Origin of the sequence: Rhizobium johnstonii 3841, assembly GCF_000009265.1 — a bacterium.
In the GTDB taxonomy this organism is placed as follows: Bacteria; Pseudomonadota; Alphaproteobacteria; order Rhizobiales; family Rhizobiaceae; genus Rhizobium; species Rhizobium acaciae.
In genome coordinates this window covers 420,459-433,158 of the sequence record NC_008384.1, presented here as the reverse complement: position 1 = coordinate 433,158, position 12,700 = coordinate 420,459, and the positions used below count along the sequence as shown (strand labels likewise).

The following is a 12,700-nucleotide window of genomic DNA, read 5'->3' as shown; positions in this document are numbered from 1 at the left end:
CCTTCGAGCGATATGCCACATGTTGTTGGCAGCCATCAAATCAAATGGCAACACCCGGCCCGATCCATCGCTCAAGACGACGAATGCTGAACGGCGAAATGGCTCCGGTGGCCTGATTATTGAAGCTTGAGGGCGGCGTCTCGCAGAGCCTGCCAAGCAGGGCTCCCATCGTTATGGATGTCGAATTTGTCGTAGTCGTCCTGGGGATAGAGGCCCGAGTCCTGCGTGCTGGTGAGCCGCCAGACCACCCAGCCTCCGCAATCCGAGGTGGCGATCGTGTTCAGCCAAGTCCCATAGGCATTTGCCTGATCGGCATCGGACCGCGGAATTCCAAACTCCTCCAGGATCACCGGTTTTCCGATATTTCGCCCGATCGCGCAGTATTCGCGAATGCGGGCATCGAAATCGGAATGGCTCATTTTGACGTAGGATGGGTAGCCATGCCAGGTGCCGAAATCGACGCTTGGAATGTTCATATCCGCCAGCTTCTGATCCATGTTCCCATGGCCCGTCGTTACCAGCTGTTTCGGTGCCAGGGATTTGACATAGGCTGACATTTCCGACACCCACTCATGAAGGAGCGGTTTGGGATGGATGTCAGGTTCGTTGGCCAGATCCCAGGCAAATATGGTGGGGTCATCGGAATAGCGGACACCAGTAATCGTGTTGACGCGCGACAGAACATGCCCAACCCATGCCTTGTAATCGCGTCGGGTTCGCGGATCAGCGGCAAAGAAGGTGTATTTGTCCGAACTCCCGTACCAGGCGTTCATCTGCTGGGCACCGCCCGTGTAGGCCCAGAAATCGACGAATGCGAGGATCAGCCTGAGCTTGCGCTTCGCCGCTTCCGCGATGAGGTAATCGACCTTTTGCAGGCCGTCAGGTCCGTCGTTGGGAACCATCTTGTTGGTTATCGGATCCCAACTCATCATATAGATGCCCTTGGTCCCCAGATTGCTGGAATCGGCCGTGCTTTTTGAATTCCAAATCGTCGGCACCCGGCCGTCCAACGACCCTATAACCGGTTGCAGGAAGGTGCGCACCACATTGGCACCCATTGCCGTGGCATCGTCCAACACGCGGGTGACTTCGCCTGACGAGCCAAATGTCAGATAATGGTTGTTTACGCCGGCCACGCGAAATGGCTTGCCGTCTAGCAGGAAGCCCCCCTCTTTCGTTGTGACGAAAGAGGGCTGCGCAGACGACTGCGCGTCCGCAGATCCGACTTGAGCAGACCAAAGAAGCGCCACAGCGCCGATAGCGAAATTCCGGAAATGGTGAATACGTCTCATTCGAAGAAACTCCCTTTCAAGCCCGTGACGCAATTCCGATTTGGTCTGTCTCGTCGAGGGAATTGCCGTATGTGGAGACACCAGCAGCCGCTGATGGCGCGATGGTGGACTGGGTCGCAGTGTGCCGTGTGGCCCAATACAATGCCGGGCACAGAAGCAGCCCCTCCAGCGAAACAGCAATGACCCAGAAGTTGGCTGTGCCTGCGATCCCGAATTGCGCACCACCGACGGCGGCCGCGATCTCCAGCACCGCACCGCCGGTCAGAACGAGCGTGGCAAAACCCAGGCGCCGTCGGAGACGTTGAACCGCCAGATAATGATACTTCAACGCCATTCCGAAAGCGGCAACGCCAAGAAACTGGAGGCCATTTCCTGCAATCACAGCATAGGCGGGATTGAATACCCAGAGCATGAAGCGCGACAGGAAGAGGAACGCCAAGGCGGTCGCCGCGCAGACCAGCATCGACAAGCCGAGCGACAGGCGCAGGCGCGAAGGAAATAGCTCCGGCTCCCGCGCAGCGATGGCAAACAACACCGAGGCGAGTGACGCAGGGACTAGAAGCGCGACGTTCAGCACCGTCCAGGCGGCATAGAAGGCGGCGTTGATCTCAGCGGACAGCATCACCGTGACGACGAAGGGCAGCAGCAGCGCCGGCGCCTGAACAGCCATGCTGAGCGTATGATGGCCGAAAACCTGTCCGAGCACCGGGCGGAAGGCGCGGATCTCCGGCCGGTGGAAAACGCGCCTGCCGGCATAAACAAGAAGCCCGGCCACGACGACCAGCGAGACAAGCTGCCCGGTAAACCAGGTGGCGAAGATCGCCAGTCCGCTGGTCGCCCGGCCAAGTGTCAGGCCGAGGGCGATCAGTAGAAGAAGCTTGCTGGCGGCAAAGACGACATTCCGGGCCAGTTGAAGGCCGCTGCGCAGAAGGCCGACCAGGGCTTGGTCGAGCACGAGGGTCACGGCCGTCAGAGCGCAACCAGCGACGAAGAAGAGATCGGTCGCGGAGGAACCGACGATCGAGCCAAGCTGCGTCGATGTCCAGGCTGCGATAACAAGGTAGATCAGCCCCACGACGATGGAGGCGCTGAACGATGCCAGGAGGGCGCCCGTCAGAAACGGGCCTGCTCTTTTCTGACGGCCTATCTCGCCCATCAGGAAGGGCCCGAGACCGACTTCACCGAGATTCGCGAGGAGATTCATCAACGATATGGCGGCGGCTGCGAGCCCAACGGCTTCGGCCGAGAAGGAGCGCGCCGCAAACCACCAGTAGACGAAGCCAAGAATGGCCGTCATCAACGTTCCAAGCCCCAGCATGCCTGCATTGAGGAGCAAAACCGCCTGATTCATCAGGAGGCTGCGGACCTTGGTAATGGCGGCGCTGAGGGTCATCATGCCTATTCCACCGGTTCGAGAGCGCGAGCAGGAACGGAGGTGAACGGTCGCGTAAGGGCAGCGCGGGTCCGGCCGAGAGCGAAGCCGGCCGCGGTGGCCGCCAGGCCGGCGCCCAGCGCGACGGCGCGAAGAAGGCCGCTCGGCTGGCCAAGCAACACATCAGCGAATCCCCGCATAACCCCTTGGGGCAACGTCCTCGTCATATAGGTCTTTTCCGACGCCAGCGCCTCGCCGGAGCCTGCCATCAACGATAGGCTGGCCTTTGAAAGCCCTTCGGCCCAGCATCGATGAAGGAAATATTTCCACGTCGCGCGATCGGCGGGTATGGCGTGATCGCTGCCGCTCGATGGCTCGAAGACGAAACGGCCATGCGGTAAGGCCTTGGTTGCACGGATGCAGAGTTCGGTTTCCTCGCATCCGAGCGGCAAAGCCTTGGCCGTTCGGCCCAAGCCGGAATCGAAGCCGCCCGTATGATCGAAGACGTCGCGGCGGATGCACATCGACGCGCCGATGAGGTTGCGCACCGGCCCCGGATGAAGGCCGCGATAGGTGCAGCCGAGGGTCCACAGGAATTCGTCGGGAAACCAGGACGGACGGTCTGTTTCCCACAACGGGCGGATGGCGGACACGGCGCCCAGAACCGAGGGATCCTCGAGTTGCCGCACCAAGGTCGCAAGCAAATCTTGATCCGACACGGCGTCGTCGTCGAGAAACAGGATGACCTCGCCGCGGCTGACGGAAATCCCGGTGTTGCGGGCACCGGAGAGGCCGGGCGGATGAATATTCTCGACGATCCTGACCGGCGTTTCGAAGCGCTTGGCGCACAGACGCAGCGCCAGTGCCGGATTATGATCGACGATGACGACGATCTCGTCCGCGGCCGGGACCTGGCGCGCTGCGGCCTCGATTGCTTTGTTCAGAATGTCCCAGCGCTTGTCGGAATAGCAGCAGATGACGATCGCCGTCGTGAGCTTGCCGGGCACGAGGTGCTGGACATTATCCATTTTTCGTCTCCGGAGCGAACTGAAGGGTTATTCCGGTCGGTGCCGGGGACTGGAGCGTGTCGATGGTCATCCAGACCTTGCGGTAGATCGTTCCCCTGTCGCCGTCCTTGTAGAGCCAGGCTTCCAGCCGTGCGGGGGGGCGCGTTTTTGTCGGCACGGAGAATTCGAAGGTTTGGCTGGAGGAAGGCGCCAGTTCGAAGGTTGGCATCTTTCCAATCAGCGTGCCGCCCAGAACAAGGTCAAGACTGTAAAGCGTCTTGGCGTCTTCCGAATTGCGCACGCCTACCGTTACCACATTGTTCGTCCAGTTCCATTTGGGCACCATCCAAAGCTCGGTGAATTGAAACGGCTTGCGTTCAAGCGCGACCGGGCGCGCCATGAGGACGGCACTCGTCGCCAAGATCATGGAAGCTGCGAAGGCCCCAAAACGGCGGCCGGGCCAAGCCCAGGGAATGGCTGGAACCGGACTTGCGAGCTGCAAAACGACATTCAGCCACCGAACGGCGATAGTCGTCAGGCCCAGCGCGTAGACCCAGCCCCGCGCATCGAGATGCCCGACGACATGCAGCAGAAGCCCACAAAAAATGCAGGCCGCGAAGCTCAGGAACACCGAGAGCGTCCCCCTCGTGACCATATCGCCCTCTATGCGCAGGGTGTCCACCAGCATGCGGCCCGGGAAATACAGTATCAGCGGCGCGCAGAGCACTAGGCGGACGGCCTTCTCCCAGGTCGAAAAGGTTTCGGGCAGCCACGTTACGGCCAACGCAGCGGCAAGAACCCACAGCGGAATGATTCCCAGAAAGACACGGCGGGCCATCATCGGGGACGAGCTCCTGCATCCGCCCATGCCGTCGCGCCGATGATCTGAGCGGCGCCTGGGTTCACCTTCATCAGCTTCTGCCGGATCACGTTCGGGTCGAAGGATTTCTGGACGAGATGAACGATCTTGCTGTCCAGACGGCTCAGAGTGAGGCCGAGACGGCTATGGATCTGCGTCAGATAGGCCCCGCGCGCATCGCGCATCGTCGGCGACCGGTGCATCACATCGAGCAGAAAAACGGAATAGAGCGTCCATTCTCCGAACCGCGTCTGGTCTTTTGACGCACTCAGACCCTTGAGCAGCTCGACGTAGGGTTTTGAGCCGTATTTCGACGCGATGTAGTCATTCAGCGCGATGAGCCATTCACGCTTGAAGCAGAAGAAATCGTTGATGAAATCGACGTAGCGAAAAGACCGGGCCGGCTCGACGCCGAGGATCTTTGCAACATTGCGCAACCGTTTCTTCTCGAAACGGTAGTGCAGATCGGGAAGCCTGTGGCTGGAATAATAGAGAACCGGGTCGCGCCGGTCGATCAGATCGGTCGTCGCGATGGGCCGCAGCAGCAGTGTATCCGCACCGAGATTACAGAAATGCTCGGTCCGGCAGAATTCGAAGGCGCGCAGCTTGATGATCTGCTGCCGAAACCAGCCGGGAAGCTCCAGTTCGCTGGCCGAAAGCCAGTCGTTGTCGCCGGAGACAGCTGCGCCAGGCACGAGACCCTTCGCGTCGAGGAAGGCTCTTAAAGCCGCCGGGTTGTCGGTGACCATGGTCAGGTTTCCCTTGTCGGGGAAATGCTGCTGGTAGGAGCGAAGGGACGCTTCGAGTAAATATTCGATGTCCCGCGAATGGACGCACATGAAAGCGTCGATACGGCTATCGATCATTGCAAATCTCCGTCTGTTCGTCCCAAGGATTGCACCGGCTCTCCGGTCCGCTTGCGAGGGACGGCGGGCTGCCGTGTTTTCCCGAGCCGCCCGACGTCGAAAATGACCATGAAGCCGTTGTCGAAGGTGCGGTCGACATCGGGCTCGGAGTTGAACTTAAGGAGCGACGAGGACTGGAGGGGGACCATGTGGTTTCGGTCCTGCGCGCCGCCGTCGAAATAGACGCCGACGCCGGGCAGGCCGGTGGTCATGCGCAGGTCGACCATGACGAAACCGACGCCCGAGTCGATCAGCAGCTTGCGTTCCATCGGGCCGAGATCGGCTGAGGTGATGGCCATGCCTGTATCCTGCCCACTCTCAAGCGTGGTCGAGACCTTTTGCCGGCCGTAGGTAGACAGGAGCAGGCGATTGATCCGGTCGGTTGCGAAATGCTGGTCGCCGCCCAGCCATTCCCTGGTCCACCTTGCGGCGCTGATCCCCATCGGTTCTATCGACGAGGAGTCGGCCGACACTTCATAGCCGGCCGGAACCAGGATACGTGGTCCCTCGGAACTGATGACGCCAGCAATCAGCACCGTCGTTGCGGCGGCGGCAAGCGCCGTTGCGCGCAGCCAGCCACGCGACGTGCCGTGCCAGAACGCCGCGACGGCCACCGCGACGACAATTGCGACGCCGAGGAAGGATAGCGAGCCGATGCGGTTGCCGATCTCCCACCCACTGCGCGTCAGGCGGAAGATGATACTGACTGGATAGGCCAGCGTCACCAAAACGAGGATCTGGAGAAGGCTTGACCGCCATAGACGCCATCTGGTCGGCGGCCAGAGGATGCTCGCATTCCGGTGCTGCCCATTGAAAACGAGCGAGCGGAGAAAGCCGGTGAGAAGTCCCAGGCAGATCAGCGCGACGCCCGCCATCGTCAGGTAACGTTGCCAAGCAGGCGCCAAGGCTCCCGTGTCCGACACGAAAAGCTTACGCGTCGAGGTCGAACTCGATACGAGTTGCGCTACCTCGTGTATGCCGCCTGCCAGTACGGGAAGGATGTAGCTGCCGGTGGGGTTCCCAACGATCTTCGACCAGGCGACCGGAGCAATCACGGCGATCGAGGCCAGCAGGATCGCCTGCCGCCTCTGCATAGTGGACGCGCCCTGTCTCAGGCATTCCATCACCGCCGTGCCGCACAAAAGGGCCGTGCAAAAATAGGAGGTGAGATGATGAGTAGCCGCGAGCGCCACGATCAGGACCATGGTGGCGGCGACCATCGGCCAGCCTGCCGCGTCGCTTCGCTCCATGCGTCGGCTTTCCGAAGCCAACAGGACCGCCGCAAGCATGGGGATCGCCAGGCTTTCGTAGGAATAGTGGACGTCGAACAGCAAAAACGTGGACGAGCCCATGTAGATCAGGCAGGCGATGGAGGCGATCCGTGCCGAATCCGTGATCTTTTCGAAGAGCAGGAATAGCGTGAGCATCAGCATCATCCGTGCCGCCGCCAACACGATGAGGCCTGCCGCGAAGACGGACAGTCCGGACAGGCTGACCAAAGCGGACGTTATCAGCTCCAGCCCGGGATAGAGCGGGCTGACCGGCAAAAGCGGATTGGGCAGGAACAGCCGCCCCGCCTCGAGAATATCGTTCACCGTCGCCCAGTGCAGGAATTCGTCATGGTCTATGAAGGCGACGGGCGCGCGGATGACGCGTACCACGAAGAGGGCTGAGGTCACGATCACTATGAGCGCCAAGCGCTCCAGGCGGCTGGCTCCCGGGTGGATGATTCGCGCCGCCGCGGGGAGAAAGATCGCGGCGATGGCGCAATAGAACGTCGGAACCGCCCAGCTCTCTCCCAGCCGACTGGCATTTGCGGCAAGAGCGGCCACAACTAGGGCGCAGCTGCACAGGAAGGCAAAGACCGGCGACATCCCCAGCGACGAAGGATCGGCAACGCCCCCGACCGCGCTGTCCTGCCTGCGCAGGCCCAGAAATGCGGCGATCCACAGATCGACGCGTGGAATGGAAACCCTTCCTGGATAGCGATGACGATAAGCTCCGTCCTGGTAGGCCTTCTGCCGGCCTGGAGAAGCCCGCCCCTTAACAACGGTCATCGTGCTTCAAATCTCCAAGCAGTGCCGGACCGGTTCGCAGTTCAGGCTGCGGATGCGAAAGTACGCGTCTGTACACCATCAGCAGCCGGTCCGTGCAATCGTCCCAGTCCGGCAACTTCGTCTCAATTGAGATCGGCCCCGCGTCCATGGCGGCGAGCATTTCACGCGCGGTGAAGTCTGGCGAAGCGTTGAGCGGAATGGATCGCACGAGGCCCTTCTCAGCCAGCTCCCGAAAGCCGGATGTGTCGGTTGTCACTACGGGAGCCTTGACCGAAAGCGCCTCCATAACCGCCACGGGATGAGCTTCATAATCGCTGAGGAGCACGACAAGAGCGGCCGAAGACAAAAGATCGGCCATTGCGGAGCGGTCGGTCGGCGGAATTGCCCCGATCTCGACACGGTTGCCGAGCCCGAGCTCGGTCACCTGCTGTCGCAGCTTCGCCTCATAGGGCCCCTCTCCTAGGATCCGAAGGCGCATATCAGGGAATTTTGTTGCCAGTACACTAAATGCAGCAAGCGCGCGATGATGACCTTTATAGCGCTCCAGCCTGCCGAGCGAGACAATCAGCGGCCTGTCGTGAGGTGAAGCCGGTCGCCGCCCGGACTTTTCCGGCAGGCGCGCGCCATTGGGGATAACGATGAACCGGTCTCTCGCGATTGCCATATTCTGGCTGAATAGATCCGCCTCGAATCGCGACACGCCAATGAGTTGCGCGGCCCTAGCAGCCAGAGGCGCAAGCATTCTATGTTGGAAGCACCGGATCGAGGACCGAAATCGTGACGAATGGCCACCGCTGTGAAAGGTGACCACGAAAGGAAGCCCCTTGCGCGATGCGGCGGCCATTCCCAGCGGTGCCAGGAAGGTGTGGTAGCCCTGAACATGCATCAGGTCCCAATCCCCTTCGGCGACCGCACTGAAGACGCCGGGGGCGAAGCACCAATCCCGCCCGCGGGGATAGCTCTTGAGCCTGACAATCTGCACGCCGTCTCGGGTTTCCGCTGCCGGAAGAAGGCCGTCGGGATTGCCCGTCAATACCGTCACCGTATGCCCCTTGCGCACGAGCCGGATTGCGACCTCGCTTACATGGGTTTCCGTTCCTCCGGCAAATGGCAGGTATCTCGCGCTGAGCATCAAAATGCGCATCATGCGGCCTCGCCAATCAAATCCAGACCTCAGGACATGCCCTGCTCGAGGACTTGGACGCCCGTCGGCGTACTGACGCGCTCCCGGAAGATCGTTTTCAGCACGCGCCAACCGTCCGGAAGGGCACGCAGATTGCTCACGCCGTAGATACGCTCCGATTCAAAGCTCGCGACTTCCATAATTTTGAGCTTGTTCTTCAGGGCTCGCAAATTGATCAGCGTCTCAATTTCGAAGCCGTCGCAATCGGCACGCAGCAAGGGAACATGCCGTCTCCAAAAGCCCATGTAGCCGTAGCACAGATCGCTGAAAGAGCTGCCATAGAGCATCCGGACCAGGAGGGTCAGGCCCAGATTGCCGAAACGGCGGATGACCGTCATGTCGCTGGTGCCGCCACCCTGCATAAAGCGCGAACCCTTGACGAAATCCGCACCTGCAACAAGAGCCGCGACGAACAGGATGATTTCGTAGGGATCCATCGACCCGTCAGCATCAAGCATCACGATCATATCACCAGATGCGGCTTCGAAGCCCGTCCGCAATGCGATACCTTTGCCCTTCTTAGGCTGAAGTACGATCTTGACATCATCGCGCATGCTGCGCGCTATGTCAGGCGTTCCGTCTGTCGATCGCCCATCGACGATGATGATTTCATGCACCCATGTCGGTATGCGGGGCAAGAGAAGCTTAATGTTTTCCGCTTCGTTCAAGGTTGGAATGACGAGTGAGGTCCTTGGCAAATTGAACATCGGACCTTGGACCGGCACCGAGGAATGCGAGGATTCTAAAGCTTCGATTGCAGACATAAGCTCTCCTTGGCGTTTTGGACCGCGTGACAAATCGCAAATCGACGATGCCCCCGAGCTCTTTGGCCGAGAGGAGGACTAAACTCTCCCCTGTCGGGAAGAGTATGTGGCTAGGTCTCAATGTACTTTGATCAGATCGCCAGGCTGTAAGACCGTTTCTTCGGTCGCGGGTTCGACGATCACACCATTCGGTCCAGGCCGAACGATTTCGAATTCAACACCGGCGCTGTCATTCGACGATACCATCGACCGGAAAATTTCAAGATCGCTCTCGGTCGTCTTCAACGCCGTGGATAGGCCTCTTTCGGCATCCGCTGCCGACTTTTCGATTTCGATCTTGCGTTCGATACGATCGCGCTCAACGTCCTGTTTCGCTGCCGCCAGCCGTTGCTTTGCACTCTCGACGTCGATGACGGCCTGCTGTTTTCGATCTTCCGACTCGGTCAGTTCGCTTTGTGCCCGGGTCAACTCAATGCTGGTGACAAGTTTGTTTTTGGCCAACTTCTCGATGCTTGCCAGCCGATCCTGACGGACCCGAATGGTGGCATCATAATTACCGACGCGTGCCTGACGCAGATCGAGATCGGCCTGAGCATCGGCAACAGATTTTGCGTAAGCACTGCTTTGCGCATCCTTACTCGTCGTTACCAATTGGCGCTGCCATGTCTCATCATCCAGCAACCGTTGAGCATCGGGATCTGGACCAAGAACAAGTGTGCCAATGCTGGCAATTTGTACGGAATCGCGCTTTGCCCTGAGCACCTCGGTTCGCGACGCAAGCCGCTTCAGATCGGCCAGCTCAGCCTTCAACCGCTCGATCTGGCGTGTAATTTCCACACCCTGCCATGGCTCGATACTCTTCGCCGCCATGCCACCCGCTTGCGCAACGGCATGCAGAACAGTCATGCCATCAACATATCTAAACGAGCCAGGATTACGCACCGGGCCGGTAATATAAATTGGCTGGTGCTCAATCTTGACGATATTCACGAACCCCTTTCTGCCGACCAAACTTTCGTACGACGGTAGAATTATCGCCTCCACATCCGCCGGAGGAAGCCCTCGAACCGGGAAGCGTCCCAATAGCGGAACCGAAATCGTTCCGTCCGCTTCAACGACGTATTCGCCAGTGAGCTCGGGCCGCTGGTAAAAGTTCCAGGGAACCGTTCCCTGTGAGCCCGTCCAGCGATCTTCTACGGAGGCCAGGCTTTCGTAAAATGCGAGATTCAATTTATCGCCTGAGCGAAGAACGTCACGCAACAATTGAGGCTGGCGGGCCAAAGTCTCACCAGATGTCACAACCGAGACCGGTTCCGTGGGCACAGGTAATTCTTCAGCCGCCGGCGTCAATGGAACAATTGCCGCAAATACAACGCCCAGTATTGTTTGATTTAGGCGAGAACCGCTTCTCAGCCTATATTCAGACATAGCTGGAGATATTATTTGCGAAAGCTTCATGTTTCAAATTTCCGGCTTGAAAAGGTACTAATCGCCTCGGATCTCTTTGAGGTTAACATAATATTAACCATACACAATAGTACTTAAGCAGAATTAATATATCCTCCAAGAAACCTCAGAGCCTGCTTCGAAAAGAATTCAATGAATGTAGTATCTTGCCAGGTGTCGGGTGAGGATGTGGATGTGAGCGATGACTATCCAGGCTTCGGCCGAAGCGATTGATTTTTCCTCAACGCTTGCCCCGGCACCAACAATAAAAACCGTATTATCCGCAAACATGTGAGCGAACTCTTTTGCGCGTATTATCGAAGAAGTTCGCGGGGAAGTCTTAGCCGTGGTCTGCTAATCCACTGGGGTTTTTACCGTGCGAGTTTGAACGACGTGGCATCGGCCTTCTGCTCATAGCTATGATGACGGGATGGCAGGTGCCGAAAATTGCGCAATTCATTATCGCTTTTTGAACAGAGAGGATCGCGATGAACAATCCACCGCAGTTTACTTGGGACGATCTGCAGTTTTTTCTAGCCGTCGCCCGCACCGGACAGCTGTCGACCGCGGCCCGCCAGCTGCGCTCCAGCCATGCCACCGTCTCGCGCCGCATCGACCGGCTGGAGTTCACCCTCAAGGTCAAGCTGTTCGAGCGCAATCCGCGCGGCTACGTGCTGACCGCCATGGGCACGCGCTTTGTCGAGACGGCCGAGAAGATGGAGCAGGAGACCGAGCGGCTGCGTGCCGATCTTGCCGCCGGCTCGATGGCGCAGCGCGGCCTGGTGCGGCTGAGCGCACCGGAGGGTTTTGCCAATTTCTTCTTCGCAACCGTGCTGCCGCAGTTTGCCGCCCAGCATCCGCATCTCTCGCTGGAACTGGTGACGATCCAGCAGATCATGTCGCTGTCGCGCAAGGAGGCCGATCTTTCCGTCGTTCTCGACGAGCCGAAGGGCGGGGCTTATTTCGCCGAGAAGCTGACGGACTACCACCTGCAGGTCTATGGCTCGCGCGACTATCTGGCCAAGGCCGCGCCGATCACCTGCCGCGAAGACCTGCTCGGCCATCCCTTCGTCAGCTATATCGAGGAGATGATCTTCGCGCCGGGCCTGGATTATCTCGGCGATGTGCACCCGCGCATCAAGCCGCAATTCCAGAGTTCCAGCATCTTCGCGCAGCTCACTGCCACCAGAAACGGCCTCGGCCTCTGCATCCTGCCCTATTTCTTCGCCAGTCGTTATCCCGAACTCGTGCGCGTCCTGCCCGAGGAAATCGACCTCAAGCGCCATTACTGGATCACCTGCCATCGCGACCTGAAACAGGCGCCGCGCGTGCGCGCCGTCATCGATTTCCTGCGCGAGGCGGTGCGCGGCGAGGATACGCGCTTCGTACCACCCTATGTCACCGCCGCCGGTCCGGCGCGCCGGGCAAAGGTGGAAACCTGACTACTTCAGGAATTCGGCCCGGTGCGGAGTGAATGCATCGATCAGCCGGCCCTTTTCCAGCGCCTTGACGCCGTGGACCAGATTAGGGGGCACGATGAAGCTGCCGCCCTGTTTCAGCACCTCGGTCCGGCCATCGATCGTCACTTCGAAACTGCCTTCGGCGACGTAGCTGGCCTGAATGTGCGGATGCGAATGGGCCGCACCCACAGCGCCGCTTTCGAAGGCCACTTCCACCATCATCATCTCGGGCAGATAGGTCATGATGCGCCTGACGACGCCGGGCTCGGGATTGACCCATTCGGCGCCTTCGGCCGATACGAACAGATCGCTTGACGACATTTCCGCCTCCTCGTTCCAGAATCGATCGCGGGCA

The 12,700-nt window shown here is 59.5% G+C and carries 11 protein-coding genes and 1 pseudogene; 1 reads left to right on the top strand and 11 read right to left on the bottom strand.

Annotation, left to right across the window (positions count from 1 at the left end):
* Positions 1-116: 116 nt before the first annotated feature.
* The 10 genes and pseudogenes from RL_RS31770 to RL_RS39545 all read right to left on the bottom strand — a co-directional run.
* Entirely contained in the window at positions 117-1,292 is a 1,176-nt protein-coding gene (locus RL_RS31770) for a glycoside hydrolase 5 family protein (protein ID WP_011655138.1), read from the bottom strand.
* 16 nt (positions 1,293-1,308) lie between these two features.
* Positions 1,309-2,688, bottom strand: a complete 1,380-nt coding sequence (locus RL_RS31765; RefSeq protein WP_041936918.1) for a membrane protein — start codon at positions 2,686-2,688, stop codon at positions 1,309-1,311.
* Positions 2,689-2,690: 2 nt separating this feature from the next.
* Positions 2,691-3,692: a glycosyltransferase family 2 protein gene (locus RL_RS31760; RefSeq protein WP_011655136.1), complete on the bottom strand. Its 1,002-nt coding sequence runs from the start codon at positions 3,690-3,692 to the stop codon at positions 2,691-2,693.
* Positions 3,685-4,512 carry a membrane protein gene (locus RL_RS31755; RefSeq protein ID WP_011655135.1) on the bottom strand — a complete coding sequence of 276 codons (828 nt, stop codon included), beginning with the start codon at positions 4,510-4,512 and terminating at the stop codon, positions 3,685-3,687. Before RL_RS31755 ends, RL_RS31760 begins: the two co-directional genes overlap by 8 nt.
* Positions 4,509-5,396, bottom strand: coding sequence for a DUF6492 family protein (locus RL_RS31750; protein ID WP_011655134.1), 888 nt, complete (start codon positions 5,394-5,396; stop codon positions 4,509-4,511). The genes RL_RS31755 and RL_RS31750 overlap by 4 nt, the downstream gene beginning before the upstream one ends.
* Positions 5,393-7,492, bottom strand: a complete 2,100-nt coding sequence (locus RL_RS31745) for a hypothetical protein (RefSeq protein WP_011655133.1) — start codon at positions 7,490-7,492, stop codon at positions 5,393-5,395. The genes RL_RS31750 and RL_RS31745 overlap by 4 nt, the downstream gene beginning before the upstream one ends.
* Entirely contained in the window at positions 7,479-8,639 is a 1,161-nt protein-coding gene (locus tag RL_RS31740; RefSeq protein ID WP_011655132.1) for a glycosyltransferase family 4 protein, read from the bottom strand. Before RL_RS31740 ends, RL_RS31745 begins: the two co-directional genes overlap by 14 nt.
* A gap of 26 nt (positions 8,640-8,665) precedes the next feature.
* Positions 8,666-9,439, bottom strand: coding sequence for a glycosyltransferase family 2 protein (locus RL_RS31735; RefSeq protein ID WP_011655131.1), 774 nt, complete (start codon positions 9,437-9,439; stop codon positions 8,666-8,668).
* Positions 9,440-9,556: 117 nt separating this feature from the next.
* A complete protein-coding gene (locus tag RL_RS31730; protein WP_011655130.1) occupies positions 9,557-10,897 on the bottom strand; it encodes a polysaccharide biosynthesis/export family protein in 1,341 nt (446 codons plus the stop codon).
* A gap of 138 nt (positions 10,898-11,035) precedes the next feature.
* Positions 11,036-11,125: pseudogene (locus tag RL_RS39545) on the bottom strand (IS5/IS1182 family transposase); the annotation flags it as partial.
* A 248-nt stretch (positions 11,126-11,373) separates the two neighbouring features.
* Between RL_RS39545 and RL_RS31725 the strand changes: the two are divergent.
* Positions 11,374-12,327 carry a LysR family transcriptional regulator gene (locus RL_RS31725; RefSeq protein ID WP_011655129.1) on the top strand — a complete coding sequence of 318 codons (954 nt, stop codon included), beginning with the start codon at positions 11,374-11,376 and terminating at the stop codon, positions 12,325-12,327.
* Here the strand turns inward: RL_RS31725 and RL_RS31720 are convergent, their stop codons facing one another.
* Positions 12,328-12,666, bottom strand: coding sequence for a cupin domain-containing protein (locus RL_RS31720; RefSeq protein WP_011655128.1), 339 nt, complete (start codon positions 12,664-12,666; stop codon positions 12,328-12,330).
* Positions 12,667-12,700 lie beyond the last annotated feature (34 nt).

What these genes read in the sequence shown, in the direction of transcription:
- RL_RS31770 (WP_011655138.1), bottom strand. Translation starts at nt 1,292, where the DNA reads ATGAGACGTATTCACCATTTCCGGAATTTCGCTATCGGCGCTGTGGCG.
- RL_RS31765 (WP_041936918.1), bottom strand. Translation starts at nt 2,688, where the DNA reads ATGATGACCCTCAGCGCCGCCATTACCAAGGTCCGCAGCCTCCTGATG.
- RL_RS31760 (WP_011655136.1), bottom strand. Translation starts at nt 3,692, where the DNA reads ATGGATAATGTCCAGCACCTCGTGCCCGGCAAGCTCACGACGGCGATC.
- RL_RS31755 (WP_011655135.1), bottom strand. Translation starts at nt 4,512, where the DNA reads ATGATGGCCCGCCGTGTCTTTCTGGGAATCATTCCGCTGTGGGTTCTT.
- RL_RS31750 (WP_011655134.1), bottom strand. Translation starts at nt 5,396, where the DNA reads ATGATCGATAGCCGTATCGACGCTTTCATGTGCGTCCATTCGCGGGAC.
- RL_RS31745 (WP_011655133.1), bottom strand. Translation starts at nt 7,492, where the DNA reads ATGACCGTTGTTAAGGGGCGGGCTTCTCCAGGCCGGCAGAAGGCCTAC.
- RL_RS31740 (WP_011655132.1), bottom strand. Translation starts at nt 8,639, where the DNA reads ATGATGCGCATTTTGATGCTCAGCGCGAGATACCTGCCATTTGCCGGA.
- RL_RS31735 (WP_011655131.1), bottom strand. Translation starts at nt 9,439, where the DNA reads ATGTCTGCAATCGAAGCTTTAGAATCCTCGCATTCCTCGGTGCCGGTC.
- RL_RS31730 (WP_011655130.1), bottom strand. Translation starts at nt 10,897, where the DNA reads ATGAAGCTTTCGCAAATAATATCTCCAGCTATGTCTGAATATAGGCTG.
- RL_RS31725 (WP_011655129.1), top strand. Translation starts at nt 11,374, where the DNA reads ATGAACAATCCACCGCAGTTTACTTGGGACGATCTGCAGTTTTTTCTA.
- RL_RS31720 (WP_011655128.1), bottom strand. Translation starts at nt 12,666, where the DNA reads ATGTCGTCAAGCGATCTGTTCGTATCGGCCGAAGGCGCCGAATGGGTC.